Here is a 17,620-nt window from a genome sequence, read left to right as displayed (position 1 = left end):
TTTGTTTCTAATCACATTGGTGATTAGGGGTTAGATCTTACAACCGCCACCATCGCAATCATCATCTTCTGGCACTGCGTCTTTTTGGTCATCACTCGCACCGTCGCGAGTGTTGTGATAATAAAGTGTTTTCACACCATATTTATAGGCTGTGAGTAGATCCTGTAATAGCTTCTTCATCGGGACCTTACCCTTATCGAAGCGAGTAGGGTCGTAGTTGGTATTCGCTGATATCGCTTGGTCAACAAACTTCTGCATAATACCGACTAAGTGCAAGTATCCATCATTGGAGCCTATATCCCACAGTAGTTCGTAGTTCTCTTTGTACTCACTGTACTCGGGGACCACCTGCTTCAGGATGCCGTCTTTTGATGCCTTGATTGATACGTAACCGCGAGGAGGCTCGATACCATTTGTCGCGTTCGAAATCTGAGACGATGTTTCAGAAGGCATTAGGGCGGTCAGTGTCGAGTTACGAAGGCCATGTGTCATGATTTCGGTGCGCAGCGTGTCCCAATCATAATGTAGAGGCTCGTCACAGATTAAATCGACATCACTCTTGTAGGTATCGATTGGCAATAGGCCTTTTGCATAGTTAGTTTCGTTAAAGGCTGGGCATCTTCCTTGCTCTTTAGCCAAGGCAACCGATGCTTTTAGCAAGTAATACTGCATTGCCTCAAAAGTGCGATGGGTTAATCCATTGGCGCTGCCATCAGAATACTTCACCCCATTTTTTGCAAGGTAATAAGCGTAATTGATGACACCCACACCTAGAGTGCGTCGATTCATCGTTGATCTTTTCGCTGCCGGGAGAGGGTAGTTTTGATAATCGAGCAGAGCATCGAGCGCTCTTACTACCAAGTCTGACAGTTCTTCAAAGTCATCAAGAGATTCAATAGCACCAAGGTTAAATGCAGAAAGCGTACAGAGAGCGATTTCACCTGACTCATCCTCTACATTAGTGAGAGGTTTAGTTGGCAGCGCAATCTCCAAGCACAAGTTTGATTGACGTACTGGAGCAACTTCTGAATCGAATGGGCTGTGAGTATTACAGTGGTCTACGTTCTGGATGTAGATACGACCGGTAGACGCTCTTTCTTGCATTAAGATAGAGAAAAGCTCAACGGCTTTGACGGATTCTTTCTTAATTGAAGGGTCATTTTCGTACTGAACGTAAAGGCGTTCGAACTCATCTTGATTTTCAAAAAATGCGTCGTAAAGACCAGGAACATCTGAAGGCGAGAATAAAGTAATGTTTCCACCTTCAACCAGACGTTGATACATCAGCCTGTTTAATTGAACACCATAGTCCATGTGGCGAACACGGTTCTCTTCTACACCTCGGTTGTTTTTGAGCACCATCAGAGCTTGCGATTCACCATGCCATAGCGGGTAGAAAACAGTTGCAGCACCGCCGCGCACACCACCCTGAGAACAGCATTTGACCGCGGTTTGGAAATACTTATAAAAAGGAATACAACCCGTATGGAAAGCCTCACCGCGGCGGATTTCTGAACCCAGTGCACGAATGCGTCCAGCGTTAATACCAATCCCTGCTCTTTGCGAAACATAGCGTACGATAGAGCTAGCGGTAGCGTTAATGGAATCTAAGCTGTCACCACACTCGATAAGTACACATGAACTGAACTGGCGTGTTGGTGTGCGTACGCCAGCCATGATCGGTGTTGGTAAAGATATTTTGAATGTTGACGTTGCGTCATAAAAGCGCTTGATATAGCTAAGTCTTGTTTCTTGTGGGTATTTTGCAAACAAACACGCCGCTGCAAGAATATATAAAAACTGAGCACTTTCGTATATCTCACCTGAAACACGGTTTTGGACAAAGTATTTACCTTCAAGCTGCTTAACCGCAGCATAAGAAAAGTCTAGGTCGCGCTTGTGGTCTATATAACTATCAAGTTCATCCAATTCTGCTTTGGTATAATCTTGCAAAATATTCTGATCGTATTTGCCTAAATCCACTAGACGAGCAACGTGGTCATAGAGCTTTGGAGGCTCGTATTGACCATAAGCTTTCTTACGCAAGTGGAATACCGCGAGTCGAGCTGCAAGATATTGATAATCTGGCGTTTCCTCTGAAATCAAGTCAGCAGCTGATTTGATGATAGTCTCATGAATATCTGATGTGGTAATACCATCATAGAACTGAATGTGGGCGCGAAGTTCTACTTGAGAGACTGAAACGTTATCTAGGCCTTCTGAAGCCCAAGTAATGACTCGGTGGATCTTATCTAGATCAATACTTTCTTTGCGTCCATCACGTTTAGTAACGGTGAGTTGTTGGTTCATTCTGCTTAATTTCCCTAACAAAACTGATAAAAGCCGTGTTTTTATGCAAATTGCTTCAAAAACGTTCCAGCTTTGTGATCAAAGTCTATCTACATATTGTAGTCCAAACACAACATATAGGGGTTAATTGCTTTACGACTTACAAGATAGTGCTATGCGCGAAGCTTTTCAAGTTGAACAACTTGGATGACTTGTGGATAACTAACAAAATTAAAAATTTCAGTAAGTGGGTACTAACCGATGGAGTTAGGAGCCACTTGATTGTATAAAACTGCCATTTTTAGATCGGTTTATTAGTAACCATATTTAAAAAAAAATCCCTTGATCTTTCAATAATTCTGAGCATGATTTTTGAGTGCTCATTTTGGAACCAAAACATCAAAATAAAGCTTGAAATTAAAACAAAAACGGTAGCCTATGCTAGCTACCGATTTATACGGATTGAGCAAGTGTTTGTATCAATTGATGGCTAAAACTTACTGGTGTGAATGATGTAGTTAACGTCTACATTTTTTCCTAACTTGTAGGTGTCAGTGATTGGGTTGTAACCAAGACCCGTGATTGACATTTCTGTGAGTTCGGTGTGGTCAATCATTTTAAGAAGCTCAGCAGGTCGAATGAACTTATCATGATCATGAGTGCCTTCTGGAACGATACGAAGCAGCTTTTCAGCGCCTACAATAGCGAATAAATAGGATTTGATGTTACGGTTAAGTGTCGAGAAAAAAACATGTCCACCCGGTTTGACAAGCTTTGAACAAGCGGAGACAACCGATTGTGGGTCAGGAACATGCTCCAGCATTTCCATACAAGTGACCACATCATATTGGCCTTGGTTATCCACAGCGTGATCTTCTATTGTACTTTGGATATAGGTGAGCTCAGTGTTTGTCTCAAGGGCGTGAAGTCGAGCGACTTCAAGCGGCTCTTTGCCCATATCAAGTCCAGTTACTATTGCTCCTTCTTTTGCCATGCTTTCTGCAAGGATTCCGCCACCGCAGCCGACATCGAGTACTTTTTTGCCAAATAAACCATTGGCACGATTCAAAACGTAATTGAGGCGTAATGGATTGATTTGGTGAAGAGGTTTGAATTCTCCTTCTTTGTCCCACCAACGTGAAGCCATCTCTTCAAATTTTTTGATTTCGTTCGGGTCAACATTTTTTGAAAGCGTCATAAACGGTATTTTTCTCGATAAGTATCCGTGGATAGGGCGACATTATACGCTGTAACTCATCACACTCCATACTCGGCTTAATTTTTTATGTAGTGCCTAAAAAATAGCCTGTATCTATAAAGATAAAACAACAGTGTTTATTTTCTCAGCATTTGATCCACAACCAAGCTCACAACCTGATAAAAGGAGAGGGAAAGTAATGCCGAAGTGGGCATTTGTGTGTTATATTTTTGCGACTTAAACGTATTGTACATACGATCTATAAATAGAGGGATATTGGCTCTATGAGCGATCTAGCTAAAGAGATCACGCCCGTTAACATTGAAGATGAGCTAAGAGGTTCATACCTTGACTATGCGATGTCCGTTATCGTGGGTCGTGCTCTTCCTGATGTGCGTGATGGCCTAAAGCCTGTGCACCGCCGCGTATTGTTCGCGATGAATGTGCTGGGCAATGATTGGAATAAACCATATAAGAAGTCTGCCCGTGTTGTGGGTGATGTGATCGGTAAGTATCACCCACATGGTGATAGTGCGGTATACGATACGATTGTACGTATGGCTCAACCGTTCTCATTGCGTTATATGCTTGTTGATGGTCAAGGTAACTTTGGTTCCATTGATGGTGATTCAGCAGCGGCAATGCGTTATACCGAAGTTCGAATGGCGAAAATTGCCCACGAACTTTTGGCTGATCTTGATAAAGAAACGGTAGACTACGTACCAAACTATGATGGTACTGAGCAGATCCCTGCAGTTCTACCAACTAAAGTACCTAATCTGCTGGTCAATGGTGCTTCTGGTATCGCAGTCGGTATGGCAACCAACATCCCTCCACATAACCTTAGTGAAGTGATTGATGGCTGTCTTGCGTATATCGAAAACGAAGCCATTACTATTGATGAGCTAATGGAATATATTCCAGGCCCCGATTTTCCAACGGCAGCGCTTATTAGTGGTCGTAAAGGAATAGTCGATGCGTATAAAACAGGTCGCGGCAAAATTTATATGCGATCTAAGGCCGATATCGAAACCGATAAAAATGGCAAAGAAACCATAGTCGTTACTGAGATACCTTATCAAGTTAACAAAGCGCGACTGGTTGAAAAGATAGCAGAGCTTGTAAAAGATAAAAAAGTGGAGGGCATTAGTGCACTTCGCGATGAGTCTGATAAAGACGGCATGCGCATTGTTGTTGAATGTAAGCGTGATGCAGTCGGTGAAGTTGTATTAAACAATCTTTACACTAACACTCAGCTTCAGACGACTTTTGGTATTAACATGGTTGCGCTGAACAATGGTCAGCCTCAACTATTTAATCTTAAAGAAATGCTGAAGTGTTTTGTTGACCACCGCCGTGAAGTGGTGACTCGACGCACTATCTTTGAATTACGCAAAGCTCGTGATCGTGCTCATATCCTTGAAGGTCTTGCGCTTGCTTTAGCGAATATCGACGAAATTATTGAGCTTATTCGCCGCGCACCAACACCGGCAGAAGCGAAAGCTGGATTGACAGCTCGTGGCTGGGATCTAGGTAATGTTGCGGCAATGCTTGAGCGTGCTGGCACCGATGCTGCGCGCCCTGACTGGTTGGAGCCTCAGTTTGGTATTCGCGATAATCAGTACTTTTTGACTGAGCAACAAGCCCAAGCCATTCTAGATCTTCGTTTGCAGAAGTTGACAGGCCTAGAGCATGAAAAAATTCTTGATGAGTATAAGCAGCTTCTAGAAGAAATTGCTGAACTGATGCACATTCTGGCAAGCACTGAGCGCTTGATGGAAGTGATTCGTGAAGAATTAGAAGCCGTTCGCGATGGCTTTGGCGATGCACGCCGTACTGAAATTACGGCCGCTATCCATGATATTGATATGGAAGAGCTTATTGCTCGTGAAGACGTTGTTGTTACACTGTCTCATGAAGGTTATGTGAAGTACCAGTTACTCAACGACTATGAAGCTCAGCGTCGTGGTGGTAAAGGTAAGAGTGCAACTAAGATGAAAGACGAAGACTATATTGAACGTCTTCTCGTTGCTAATACCCATGACAACATCTTGTGCTTCTCTACACGAGGTAAAACCTATCGCCTGAAAGTATATCAATTGCCTCAGGCAACGCGCACTGCACGTGGTAAGCCAATTGTTAATGTATTACCGCTGGAAGAAAATGAGCGTATTACGGCTATTCTGCCAGTCGACGAATTTTCAGCTGATAAGTTCATCTTTATGGCGACAGGTGATGGTACGGTTAAGAAGACATCACTTGATCAGTTTGCTAACGTTCGCTCAAACGGTCTTATTGCGGTTAACTTACGCGATGACGACTCGTTAATCGGTGTCGATATCACAGATGGCAACAGCGATATCATGCTGTTTTCTAAATCAGGTAAAGTAGTTCGCTTTACTGAGGATAAAGTTAGAGCAATGGGACGAACAGCTGCTGGTGTACGTGGTATTAAGCTAGCGGATGATGATCAAGTTGTGTCTCTGATTGTACCTTCTAACCAAGGTGATATCCTAACGGTCACGCAAAATGGCTTTGGTAAGCGAACTGAATTGACCGAGTACCCGACTAAGGGTCGAGCAACTCAAGGTGTTGTTTCTATCAAAGTGTCTGAGCGAAATGGTAGCGTTGTTGGTGCTGTCCAAGTCGAAGAAGGTGATGAGATGATGATGATCACAGACGCTGGAACATTGGTTCGAACACGTGTTGCAGAAGTAAGCCAAGTTGGACGAAATACTCAAGGCGTTACTTTGATTCGAACTGCTGATGATGAAAATGTTGTTGGTTTGCAGCGCATCGATGAGATCGAAGAGTCGGAATTACCACAAGGTGAGGATGACGAAGCGAATGTAAGCGCTGAGATCGCAGAGACAAGCTCTGATAATAGCGAAGAATAGCAGTAAATCATTTTTAATATTGAATAAGCCGAGCATTATGCTCGGCTTTTTTTTTGAGGTAACTTATATACAGCTTTCAATGAACAATATAGATTAAAATTATTTAACCTATCCCTCAAACCTGTCGCCAATATAATAATGACTAGGTATTTTAGACATAATAATGACGTCAAAAACTTATCAATATTACAAAAGGTTACATGTAAGTGATATTTTAATAATATTACGTGCAACGGGAAAAGTTTGTCTATAAAATTAGCAACTTCTGTCTGTTCTTCAACTCATATAAAAATTATGAAATTGTCTCTAAAACAAAAACTCATTGGTGCTAGTTTATTAGCAGTATTGTTAATGGCAGGTGCACTTACTTGGCTTTCGGCTGATCAGCTTTTTAAACAAACTCGTAATGGCGTAATTGCTCGGGCAGATAGCCTGACCAAAACCGCCTCAGAAGGTATTTCTGACTGGATAACGATACGTAAAGATATTGCTAAGTCATTTAATGGTTATACACAACAAACCGATGTTGTACCTTTTCTGCAGCAAGCGCGAAAAGCGGGAGGGTTTGACGATATTTTCCTTGGTACGCCAGAAGGAGAAATGCTCCGCTCGCATCCAGAGCGTAATCGTGCAGATTACGACCCTCGTGTTCGTCCTTGGTATCAAGATGCCAATAATGCAGGCCAGCAAATAATTACCACTGCATATAAAGATGCCATTACCAATGCTTTACTGGTCACTATTGCAGAGCCAGTTCGTCAAAATGGTACCTTTGTCGGAGTGGTTGGTGCTGATGTACTTATTGATCAGCTAGTTAATGATGTAATTAATCTTGATGCAGGTGACAATGCTTACGCAATGCTGATTGATGCTCAAGACGGAACGTTTCTCGCGCACCCAAATAAAGAGTTGTTACTTAAACCTGTTTCAAGTCTTTCTGAAGAACTTTCTATGGCAGCGGTTGAGCGCTCGGCCAATGACGGCTCAATGAAAATTACCGAGCGTAATGGAGAAGAGAAGTTTTACTTTTTCAAAAAAGTCCCCGGGACCGAGTGGATTTTAGCGCTTGAAATGGATCGTCAAACAGAAGAGGCGGCGCACTCGGATCTATTACAAGACCTAATTCTGACTGCTCTCATTGTTACTTTACTGGTGATTGCGGTTGTTTCTTGGCTGGTCAGCTTCTTGTTTCGTGATCTCGGACGAGTTTCTGCTGCTCTTGAAGAAATTGCATCGGGTGAGGGTGATTTAACACAGCGTCTTGAGCCGCGTAGCGATGATGAAGTGGGTCAATTAGCGGAAAACTTCAATACTTTTGTTGGCAATATGCACGCAATGGTCTCCAAGCTAAGTAAGGTCTCGGCATCTTTGTCTGAGCAATCGAAACAGACAGCGGCACAAGCAGAAGAGCGTAGTGCGCGCATTCGTTTGCAGCAAGACGAAATCAATATGGTGGCAACGGCCATCAATGAAATGGCTGCGGCCACCCAAGAAATAGCGGGTAATGCAGATAATACCGCTCAGAACTCGTCAGAAGCAGTGACCGCTTGTGTGCACGGTGGAGAGCAAGTGATACAGACTCAAAGCTCAATCCAGAACTTGGCGCAAGAAGTGGAAGTGGCCACTGACGTTATTCAAGAGCTTGAAGTGCACGGTAATAGTATCAGCACCATTCTTTCTACCATTCAAGATATTGCAGAACAAACAAACCTGCTTGCACTTAATGCGGCCATTGAGGCTGCACGTGCTGGAGAGCAAGGGCGAGGCTTTGCAGTCGTTGCTGATGAGGTTCGTGTCCTTAGCCAGCGCACCCATGCTTCAACTAAAGAAATTCAGCAGATGATAGAAACGCTTCAAGGCACGACGGGTAAAGCGGTCAACATCATGGGAGATAGTCGTCAGTTGGCTGAAACGAGCGTAACGGATGCAGATTCGGCTGCCATTAGTCTTAATCAAATTCAGACCGCGGTTGAGCAAATCAGTGACATGGCGACACAAATTGCTTCCGCTGCAGAAGAACAAGCGTCTGTCACATCTGAAATCACGCGTAATACGGTTGGTATTCGCGATGTGTCTGATGAATTGGCAGGAGAGGCGCATGATGCAGCGGCGCAGGCTGCTCAGCTCTCTGATTTATCCTACCAATTAGAACAAGAGATAGGCCGTTTCAAACTCTAACTACTAAAAAGCCCAGCGTGTATTTGCTGGGTTTTTTTCGACAATTTCCAAAATGGAAACATATTATGAAAGAGAATTCATTAGCAGAATAAAACATCGCTAGCGTAAAGTTTCGAAAAATGGAGATACTTTATGTCTAACAGCTTGAACTCTTTTCAAACTCGCGTGCAAGACATCATCACGGACGCAAACCTTAACCCGAAACAAAAAAGCCAATACCTCGCGTTAGAAGCCGAGGGTAACCTTCCTTACCTTTCATTATCCGAGCCTGCGCAAGCAGCCATGGACTCGGGGATTTTGTGTGATCTATTTGAAGGGCACGCCCCGTTTAAACCGCGCTACGTACTGCCAGATTATGCTAAATATCTTGCTCAAGGCTCTGAATATCTTGAGTTAGAGCCTGCCAAAGATTTTGATGATGCGATCAATTTGCTGACTATTCTTTACCACCATGTGCCATCGGTTACCAGTATTCCTGTCTATCTTGGTCATCTAGATGAAGTACTGATGCCTTATGTAGGCGAGCTTGATGAAGAGTCAGTATATCAAAAACTCAAGCGGTTTTGGGTAATGCTGGATAGGACATTACCCGATGCATTTATGCACGTAAACATTGGCCCAACGGATAATATTGTTTGCCGGGCAATATTACGAATTGATGTTGAGCTAAAGCAGGTTGCTCCAAATCTGACTTTTATGTATGACCCCAAGGTGACGCCGGATGATTTACTGCGCCAAGCCACAAGCAACATATGTGCGTGTAGTAAACCTCATATTGCTAACTACCCTATACATGCACAAAGCTATGGTGATAAGCGTTTTGGCATAGTGAGCTGTTCCAATTCACTGCCTTTAGCTGGTGGCTCAAACACACTGGTTAGAATGAACTTAAAACTGGTAGCAGAACGTGCATTAGATCTTGATGATTTTTTCAATAATCTATTACTTGACTATAGCGAACTGATGGTTGAGTTAATGGACGCTCGCAGCGCCTTCCTTCATGAAAAATCGTATTTCTTTAATGGGTTCTTGGCTCAAGAAGGTTTGATTGAGGAATCACGTTTTGCGCCCATGTTCGGCATTTATGGAATGGCAGAAGCGGTGAATATTCTGATGGAAAAAGCAGGTGCTCAGGGGCTTTATGGTCATAACGCTGAGGCTAACGAGTTAGGTTATCAGATTTCCGATAAATTGGCCGAGATAGTGGAAAGCTCAACGGTCAAATATGGCATTGATGGTAAAGCATTGCTGCATGCACAAGGTGGTATTGCCTTAGATAAAGGCGTTACCCCGGGGGTGAGGATACCCTATGGAACGGAGCCGGATCCCGTTACCTATGTTCAAGCGACAGCGAAACACCACAAGCATTATACTTCAGGGATTAGCGATATTTTGACCATAGACGAGACGGTAAAATCTAACCCAGAGGCCATGTTTAATTTGTGCAAAGGTGCGCTTAATTCAGGCTATCGTGAGTTTACTGCTAATGTCGCATCGAATGATTTAGTGAGAGTAACTGGCTACATGATTAAGCTGTCTGATATTGAGAAGTTTTCTGAGCATGGCTCGCGTAAAAATACCACTTGGTTGGGGGCAGAAGCTGCGAATAATACAGGGATATTACAACGCTCGCCACGGGTTGTGAGTATGGAAATGCAACCCTCGTATAAATAGGACAAACAATGACAGAAAGGCAAGCCATTGTAAGTCGTATTCTTAACTTTTCTTGTGTCGATGGGCCAGGCAATCGTCTGGTCCTTTTTCTGCAAGGATGCAATTTCAATTGTATCAATTGCCATAACCCCCACACAATTAATTACTGTAATGATTGCGGTGACTGTGTGGCTGGATGCCCAGAAAATGCATTGTCATTGGATAATAAGGGCAAAGTGAAGTGGGATGAGGGCCTATGCACCCATTGCGATCAATGTATTGATGTTTGTAGCTATCGTTCTAGCCCGAAAGTACATCACTTGACAGTCTCTGAGGTGCTGTCGGTTATCCATGGCCAAAAATGGTTTATTAGTGGGATCACAATTTCAGGGGGTGAAGCGACGATGCAGTTGCCCTTTATCATAGAGCTTTTTGAGCGAATCAAAGATGATAGTGAGCTTGGGCATTTAACCTGTTTTATCGATAGTAATGGCTATTTGAGCGAGTCAGGTTGGAATAGGGTACTCCCTTATTTGGACGGCGCTATGATAGACCTTAAATCCTGGCAACAAGAAACACACCTATGGTTAGTAGGGAGAAGCAATCACAAAGTTATTCAATCGATACGTTACTTGGCGAAAAACAAAAAACTGCACGAGATTCGTTTGCTCCATATTCCGCAAAAAAGCGATTTGGACCGAGAGGTCGATAATATAGCATGCTTGATTAATCAATTGCCAGAGACAGTAATAGTCAGATTAAATGCCTTTCAGCATCACGGCGTAGAGGGGGAGGCACTGCAATGGGAAAAGTGCAGTGAACCACAAATGCTAAGTTTTTATCAGTCACTTAGGCCATTGATCCCTAATCGGATTCAATTGCCTAGTGTGTATGTCTAACTAGGCTTAACGAGTTGAGAGTGAAGCCACTTGAGTGCTGGATTGTTTAGACTGGCTTGATTCCAAACTAAGCTGTAGGCGACTTTCCCATATGAGAATGGCAGTGGCTTTTGGATGAGCCCTTTGGCTTGAAGTGATTTCTCCGCCCACATTTTAGAACAAGTAAACAGCAGTTCAGATTGATGACAAATTGTCGCCGCTGAACCAAAGTCTGCGACCGAAATACGTACTTGTCTAGGTTGGTATTGCTGGGTGAGTAGCTGCTCAAAATACGGCTCAGAGAGATCTTTATCTAAAATTCCTACATGCTGACATGAAAGATAATCTTCAATGCTTAAGGGTTTGTTGGCCAGTGAGTGTTTTGGATTCATTAGGCATATCATTTCGTCTTGTTCAATTTGCTCCCATATCAGATCGCGGCTGCGAGTTGGTGGTTGACTGATATCATGTGGCAGGATCATAAAGTCAACTTGTCCACGCAGCAAAGCTTCAAAGCTAAGTTGTTCTTTAGCAAAAATCTGAATTTTGGCTGAGCTCAGTTTAGAACTGATGGCGCTGATGCGATCGCAAAACAGGTCAAAGGTGCTTTCACGCATTGAAAGAGCCAATGTACCGGTGTAGCTTTCTGGCTCAAATTCCCCTTGATGAAGAATTTGATTCATAGAACACAGAATCTTGTGTATATCATTCGCCACTGCTAAAGCAAAAGGGGTGGGGACTAATGAAGTACCATCGCGATAAAACAACTCATCATTGAGTTGTTCCCTTAGCTGACCAAGTGTTTTACTGATACTTGAAGCGGTTACACAAAGGACTTCTGATGTGCCATTGACACTGTGGGTGCTCAGTAGGACGTGGAGCACGGTTAGGTGCTTCAAACTGATTCGGGAAAGAGCAATATAATCCATTGAAAACCCCAATAAAGAACAATGGCCTAGTTATACCTTCAATACTGTTGAATGGGTATGAGTTGATGTGAAAATTGGGCTGCATATTGGATGTTTTACTTTAGCTGTTATAGTGCGGATGTATTCTAACTAGCGTATAGATTTTCGTTTAACTCATCCCTTGAGATAGTAATTCGGTAGTAAAGGAATTGTAAATGACTCCAGTCTCAGATCCCCAATTATGTTTCTTAAACAGCCTCATAGGCAAAAATGGCTATATTAAACCACTAACTGATGGACTAAGTGAAAGTGATGTATATTTTATTGACGATGGAACTAAGAAGTCGATAGTTAAGTTCCAAAGTGAGCAAGTAGAGTATGATTTTTTTACTTGTTATACCCCTGACAACCTCCCTAATGTCACTTGGCTTCCAAAGTTGGTCGATAGTGGAAAACTTGGTACTGAGAATTGGTTACAATTTGAATATATTCCGTATTCTTGGCCTGAATCAAATTGGAATCGTGATGTTAACGCGCTTAAGATTCTGACACGTATTCACGAATTACCGATTTCAAACTCCGATATTAAGCTGTTTGATAACGCTTGGCACTGTTCTGATGTCTTGAGTTTAGAAAGTGATTTATCAAGCGATCTCATAGCTATGATGTATAAGTTTCAACCAATATGCGAGAAACTACATGATGAGAAGCAAGTGATGTGTACCGGAGATGCCTACCCACTAAACTGGCGACTTCGCGAAAATGGTGAGCTTGTAAAAATTGACTGGCAACTGTTTAGCTTTCAAAATAAAGCGGCAGATATTGCCAGTTGGTTGTCCACCTACCCAGATTTTGAATTAGCAAAATCGGTAGCTAAGAAATATCTCTTGGTAAAAGAGGCTAATTGCTCATATACAGATGTTAGCAATGACGATGTAGAGGAGTTAGCTATTGAAATTATGGCTTTTTATGGCCGTCGTATGGGCTTGCTCTACAGGTTTAGCAATGCATCTTCAAGACCACAGAAGTGGAATGCTTTTATTAATCAGCTCGAACAGCCTTTATTGGATTGGATGCAAAAACATTCCTCTATCCTAAGCAGGCTGAACAAGGTATAACAGCAACGTATTAGAGTGACTTTCTTGACGATTCAGTTTGTGGCTGGGACACACCACAATGGGGATTTGTGATGTGTCCATTTTGATACCAGATGAAGACTCTAGTTATCCCACTTTATTAGCAAGTGCAGCGGAGCGGGTAAAGGGCTTGCTGTAGGGTTGGCGAGAAACTTGAGTACATGGTTTTTATGTTGCGGCAGTATGTTGTCTCTGGCCCAATCTCTGTGAACCCTAGTGATAGCTACGCCCACTTCACCAGCGCCATCGTGTTGGCGGACTTGGTCTCTTAGTTTGCTTCCTCCATTGGCATACATCATTGTTTGTAACATGGCGAATTGATCACCGGATTTTAGCGCTTTTTTAATTCGTTCTTTGTCGCCAGACTCTCTCTCTTTAATTAGCCCCCTAGTTACCATATACGGTGTGCCACACACTTGTTCAAACGGGTAAGTGCCACCATTGGGTGTGGTGACAAAATCAAGGTCTATATGTCTTGCCACCCCATCTTTTATCACCATATTTTCAGGCTTAATATCTCGCATATAGATATCTAAGTCGTGCATAGCAGCAAGATCTTGGCAAGCTATGCGAAATGATTCTAGTGGAAACCTTCTATTGTATTTTCTTCGCTGATCAGCAATTTCATTGCCACCGTTTCTTGCCAGTACCGTTTTATCTTCCACATATCTTGAATGACAGACCGAAGAAAACTGAGACAACTCGTCTGCAAGCTTATTTTCATTTTTAGCTGCTTCGAGAGAAATGCTTGGATTCGATAGCTGAACAAATGAAGAGTCAGCATGAGTCACGGTTTTAAAAGCGCCAGCATTACCGTATTTGATGGGGTGATCAGGCGTTCTCAAGTGAGGGTTTTCTTTTGTTGAGTCAAAGTAGTAGGTTCGACCATGATTTTCGTTGGTCATCTTTTTAAAGCCGAAATCGTTTTCTGGTGTTAGCGAACGACGAGCGACAAACCCTCGAAAGGCTGCTTGAATCGTCGTGACGGCATTTTCTTTATTGCACTCATTAATGATCTGACCGCAATTCATGTCCAGCTTTTGCAGTACTTTTAGCGCCTTTGCATTGTTACTTTTGCTAAGAAAGTTTGCTATTGATGTTTTACATTTGGCGCCAAACAATTGTTTAGGGTTCTGTCTTATGACGGATGTGGCTTTGCCATCAGCATCTACTAATACTCGGTATACTTTTTTGACAGGAAGCGTGAGAATAAACTCATTGCTATTATCCGTTGCTTGTAATGCATTGTGCTTGGTTGTTATATGTTGATGTATTTGTCTACTCGTTAGGCTCATTGCTTTTAATTCTGCTTACTATGCATCAAGGTTTCCATTTTGTACTCTAATCAAAGACTTACCAAAGTGAAATAACATGAAGATAAATGAATACTTGTTATTTGATTAATGATGGGAATGTTTCTGCGGTGTGTCTTGCTCTATATCGGTCTTTTGGATTAACCTAGATAGCCGAACCTTTAACATGGCAAACCAATGGCAAGGAAGGTAAATTTTGGAGGTGTGTATATAATGCGCTTTAAACCTCTGCTAATAGGGCTGGCTCTTTGCAGCTTGTCAGTTCATTCTGAAAATCTCGACGCTTGGGCCAATCAGCTTAAACATGAAATGGACTCTAATTACTCCCTTCTCAATCAGCGTGTAGCTGAATGCAAGTCAATAAGGAAAGATTTTGATTATTCAAAAGCACTTGATACAGAGTGGTTTACAAAACTAGATAAGTCTGAAAAACAAACTGTTATCCAATATGGTTTTGCTTATGCGTCACAGCAGTGTTCATTAAAAGAGCGTCAAACTTATACCAGCGCTTTGGTTAATTACGTTGCTTACTCTGGTGATAAAAAACCATTGAATGAATGGCTAAGTCTTGTTGAGGGAGATAAAGATTTACAGCAGAAAGTCAACGAAATTGGTATTGAAGATACCCAAAAGTTTATCGCCTCCTATTTATCTACTCCATTTGATGCGCTTCAGTTGCTAAAAGCACAGGGATTATTTTAAGACACGTCCAATTCTTATTGATAGGTAGATAGGAATTGGACAAAACCAGGTTACGATTTCAGATGAATGTCAGGCGTTCGGATAAATTTGGCTAGGGCAAAATGAAAGATCTGACCCCGAGCACTTTTTCTAATTGCTGTAATCATGATATTTATTGCTTCCCTAAATGATTTGGTCAGGCATAGTGCGTAAGGAACCAGAGGAAAGCTATTTTTATAAATTAGCAAGTCACAAATAAAGACAGGTACACTAGAATAGGTAAAGAAATGAGAGTAAAATGGAGTTTATTGATAAATATATATTAATTGTAACAAAGAAGTTATGGAATTAATCTTTACTCCATTTTTAATTATTTTTTTCTTTTGGAAAGAAAAAGAAAAAGAAAAAGATGAAATATTAGTCAGCATTTTCTATACATTATACGCTATAGGCTTATATTTCTTTTCAGAGTTACCAACAAACTCCAAAATTGGTAGCTTATTTATAGGAATCCCATCTATATCTTATTTGGTGTACATATTTCCCTTCCTAATTCAACATGATGAAAAAGTGGTTAAAACCACTTCTTTTATCATGATTATGATTACTTCACTTCTTTTGGTCTACTTCCAAGTCTTCGAATATTGATAAAAGGTCAGTTTCAAGACTATAGGCTTTAAGCTTACTATCGAGTTCTGTTAAAAGAACTAGTTCCTTGGTTGTTAACTTCGATAAGTCCATTTTGTTATAAGTCGATAATGTTGCCTTCAACATAGAGTTTTTTGTATTTTCGATGTAGGACAACTCTTCTACTTTTGAACAGCTCTCTATTCTCAAACTACGAATAATTGATAGATATTTTACCTCACGTATAGAAATCTGATTTTCGGTTACATCTGGTTTGTTTTTTTCTATTGCTATACATTCTTCAACTTTCGAGTAATAGTTATCTAGAAAGTCATTCGCAAATACTTGGGCGTTAGTAAAAGCTAACGCAACAAACACTAGAATTTTAGCGCATTGCATTATACATACACCTCCAAAACATCTTCTCTTGATGTGGTAACGATGGTTTCATATACATTCTGAATGAAATATCTTCCACACGGCGTACAAGTATGGGATTAGACGACCTCATAGCTTGGCTCAATAACTCGAAGTCGGTTGTGTATATCTTATATGATGCTAATATAACACCGTTTCCCCCGAAAATATCAAGCATTGCTGAGGCACCTATAAATACTGAAAGTGCTTTTGACATATCTTGCAGCTCTTTAATTTCTTCTATCGCTCTTCTGCTATACGAACCAAACCGAATATTACTAATATTACCGCATGACATTTGTGCTCAACTCCTATTAATCGCATTAATCCTATAAGAAATTCGAATCTTATCAACGTACTGAGATACACGCAATGTTGCACATCAATAAGTGCACAATCACTATTAAAAGCGCCATTTAGACGGTACGTATAACCATTTCACCGCCAAAAACTCTATAATAGTTGGACAATTCTGTGTTGCGATTTTTTATGAATGTCGGGCATTCGGATAAATTTAGCTAGGGCAAAATGAAAGACTTGACCCCGAGCACTTGCACATCGATCACCCAACCGTTACTTTCCATGTCTTTTTTGAGTACTCTAAGGTTTTCCAACACGTTCATACCATTACCACCTAATTATACAATCGTTGCACTCATTACAATCTAAACACCCTTAACTGTACAGCGTATAAAGTGGGAAAGGGTTCACACTTTAAAACAGGGATAAGATATTGCTGAGTTGTTATTTCGAACAAAAATATAACGCCCAATTAAACTGCCAAAAACGTACAAATGCCGCTTCTGAAAACTACCCTAAACACAAAACTCAATGCAAACTAAAAATGCCATGCGTTTTTGGTCTGTTTGAATTGTTTGTTAGTGCTTGTTTATAAACACCAACGTTGACTTGGTTAGCTTTATCAATTGAGAATCTGCATTTTCACGCTCCATCCGGATTAGTAAGTGCTCTAGCAACTCTTTAGTTATTTCAAAGTAGCGTCGGTAATTCCTGAGCTCGTATAAAATTACCATCTGTTTTTCAAGAGTGGCGCCATCTGTAAAAGCTGATATTAGCTCATGATAAGCTTTATAATCATGACGTCGTTCCTCTCTATTTTTTAGGTCGAAATATTTATAAGCAGCCCATGCCGCACCAATAAATGTAACAAAAAAAGCTAGTAGCTCTTTATTTACTATGAACCACTTAGTCAATTCCATAAGCCCTCACAACACTAACATTCTTAATAACAGGCAGTCTCGTTTTTCTGTCTGCCTAATTTCCCATTAAGCTATCATAACTCACTAAAAATTAAAGCAAATACATCGAGCTATGTATTCTGTGACCACATAAAAACGCGCCAGCGCGTTATCACTTTTTAACAGTGCCTGTTATCTAAGGCATGATCATCACAACTATCCACATAAACAATAACTTACTAAATA

At 41.4% G+C, this 17,620-nt stretch carries 12 protein-coding genes; 6 read left to right on the top strand and 6 right to left on the bottom strand.

Annotated elements, in window-relative coordinates; genetic code table 11:
- Positions 1-30: 30 nt before the first annotated feature.
- Complete coding sequence (nrdA, locus tag MHN79_RS05320) at positions 31-2,310, bottom strand: class 1a ribonucleoside-diphosphate reductase subunit alpha (protein ID WP_239172003.1); 2,280 nt, start codon at positions 2,308-2,310, stop codon at positions 31-33.
- A gap of 469 nt (positions 2,311-2,779) precedes the next feature.
- On the bottom strand, positions 2,780-3,487 hold the full coding sequence (gene ubiG, locus MHN79_RS05315; protein ID WP_239172002.1) for a bifunctional 2-polyprenyl-6-hydroxyphenol methylase/3-demethylubiquinol 3-O-methyltransferase UbiG: 708 nt from the start codon (positions 3,485-3,487) through the stop codon (positions 2,780-2,782).
- Between the two features lie 284 nt (positions 3,488-3,771).
- On the opposite strand from ubiG, the gene gyrA reads away from it, so the two are divergent.
- The 4 genes from gyrA to MHN79_RS05295 all read left to right on the top strand — a co-directional run bounded on the left by gyrA (position 3,772) and on the right by MHN79_RS05295 (position 11,114).
- On the top strand, positions 3,772-6,384 hold the full coding sequence (gene gyrA / locus MHN79_RS05310) for a DNA gyrase subunit A (RefSeq protein ID WP_239172001.1): 2,613 nt from the start codon (positions 3,772-3,774) through the stop codon (positions 6,382-6,384).
- Between the two features lie 294 nt (positions 6,385-6,678).
- Positions 6,679-8,562, top strand: coding sequence for a methyl-accepting chemotaxis protein (locus tag MHN79_RS05305; protein WP_239172000.1), 1,884 nt, complete (start codon positions 6,679-6,681; stop codon positions 8,560-8,562).
- Positions 8,563-8,694: 132 nt separating this feature from the next.
- Positions 8,695-10,236 (top strand): YjjI family glycine radical enzyme, encoded by a 1,542-nt coding sequence (locus tag MHN79_RS05300; protein ID WP_239171999.1) that lies wholly within the window; start codon positions 8,695-8,697, stop codon positions 10,234-10,236.
- Between the two features lie 8 nt (positions 10,237-10,244).
- A complete protein-coding gene (locus tag MHN79_RS05295; protein WP_239171998.1) occupies positions 10,245-11,114 on the top strand; it encodes a YjjW family glycine radical enzyme activase in 870 nt (289 codons plus the stop codon).
- Here the strand turns inward: MHN79_RS05295 and MHN79_RS05290 are convergent.
- Positions 11,111-12,022 carry a LysR family transcriptional regulator gene (locus tag MHN79_RS05290; RefSeq protein WP_239171997.1) on the bottom strand — a complete coding sequence of 304 codons (912 nt, stop codon included), beginning with the start codon at positions 12,020-12,022 and terminating at the stop codon, positions 11,111-11,113. The two genes, MHN79_RS05295 and MHN79_RS05290, sit on opposite strands and share 4 nt — an antisense overlap.
- A 194-nt stretch (positions 12,023-12,216) precedes the next feature.
- Between MHN79_RS05290 and MHN79_RS05285 the strand changes: the two genes are divergently transcribed.
- On the top strand, positions 12,217-13,119 hold the full coding sequence (locus tag MHN79_RS05285; RefSeq protein ID WP_239171996.1) for a hypothetical protein: 903 nt from the start codon (positions 12,217-12,219) through the stop codon (positions 13,117-13,119).
- Between the two features lie 101 nt (positions 13,120-13,220).
- On the opposite strand, the gene MHN79_RS05280 is transcribed toward MHN79_RS05285, so the two are convergent.
- Positions 13,221-14,432 (bottom strand): IQ calmodulin-binding motif-containing protein, encoded by a 1,212-nt coding sequence (locus tag MHN79_RS05280; protein WP_239171995.1) that lies wholly within the window; start codon positions 14,430-14,432, stop codon positions 13,221-13,223.
- 231 nt (positions 14,433-14,663) lie between these two features.
- Here MHN79_RS05280 and MHN79_RS05275 point away from each other — a divergent pair, with 231 nt between their 5' ends.
- Positions 14,664-15,152: a hypothetical protein gene (locus MHN79_RS05275; RefSeq protein ID WP_239171994.1), complete on the top strand. Its 489-nt coding sequence runs from the start codon at positions 14,664-14,666 to the stop codon at positions 15,150-15,152.
- Between the two features lie 588 nt (positions 15,153-15,740).
- Here the strand turns inward: MHN79_RS05275 and MHN79_RS05270 are convergent.
- The gene (locus MHN79_RS05270) at positions 15,741-16,157 is read right to left on the bottom strand and encodes a hypothetical protein (protein WP_239171993.1); all 417 of its coding nucleotides are present in this window, start codon (positions 16,155-16,157) and stop codon (positions 15,741-15,743) included.
- An 896-nt stretch (positions 16,158-17,053) separates the two neighbouring features.
- A complete protein-coding gene (locus MHN79_RS05265) occupies positions 17,054-17,395 on the bottom strand; it encodes a hypothetical protein (protein ID WP_239171992.1) in 342 nt (113 codons plus the stop codon).
- Between the last annotated feature and the right edge of the window lie 225 nt (positions 17,396-17,620).

The sequence above is a fragment of the Vibrio sp. Of14-4 genome (assembly GCF_022347625.1).
GTDB classification, from domain to species: Bacteria; Pseudomonadota; Gammaproteobacteria; order Enterobacterales; family Vibrionaceae; genus Vibrio; species Vibrio pristinus.
Note: the sequence above shows the minus strand (reverse complement) of the source record. Positions and strands in the feature narration are given on the sequence as shown.

Excerpts from the sequence above, each read along its gene's own strand:
- nrdA (WP_239172003.1), bottom strand. The coding sequence starts at position 2,310 with ATGAACCAACAACTCACCGTTACTAAACGTGATGGACGCAAAGAAAGT.
- ubiG (WP_239172002.1), bottom strand. The coding sequence starts at position 3,487 with ATGACGCTTTCAAAAAATGTTGACCCGAACGAAATCAAAAAATTTGAA.
- gyrA (WP_239172001.1), top strand. The coding sequence starts at position 3,772 with ATGAGCGATCTAGCTAAAGAGATCACGCCCGTTAACATTGAAGATGAG.
- MHN79_RS05305 (WP_239172000.1), top strand. The coding sequence starts at position 6,679 with ATGAAATTGTCTCTAAAACAAAAACTCATTGGTGCTAGTTTATTAGCA.
- MHN79_RS05300 (WP_239171999.1), top strand. The coding sequence starts at position 8,695 with ATGTCTAACAGCTTGAACTCTTTTCAAACTCGCGTGCAAGACATCATC.
- MHN79_RS05295 (WP_239171998.1), top strand. The coding sequence starts at position 10,245 with ATGACAGAAAGGCAAGCCATTGTAAGTCGTATTCTTAACTTTTCTTGT.
- MHN79_RS05290 (WP_239171997.1), bottom strand. The coding sequence starts at position 12,022 with ATGGATTATATTGCTCTTTCCCGAATCAGTTTGAAGCACCTAACCGTG.
- MHN79_RS05285 (WP_239171996.1), top strand. The coding sequence starts at position 12,217 with ATGACTCCAGTCTCAGATCCCCAATTATGTTTCTTAAACAGCCTCATA.
- MHN79_RS05280 (WP_239171995.1), bottom strand. The coding sequence starts at position 14,432 with ATGAGCCTAACGAGTAGACAAATACATCAACATATAACAACCAAGCAC.
- MHN79_RS05275 (WP_239171994.1), top strand. The coding sequence starts at position 14,664 with ATGCGCTTTAAACCTCTGCTAATAGGGCTGGCTCTTTGCAGCTTGTCA.
- MHN79_RS05270 (WP_239171993.1), bottom strand. The coding sequence starts at position 16,157 with ATGCAATGCGCTAAAATTCTAGTGTTTGTTGCGTTAGCTTTTACTAAC.
- MHN79_RS05265 (WP_239171992.1), bottom strand. The coding sequence starts at position 17,395 with ATGGAATTGACTAAGTGGTTCATAGTAAATAAAGAGCTACTAGCTTTT.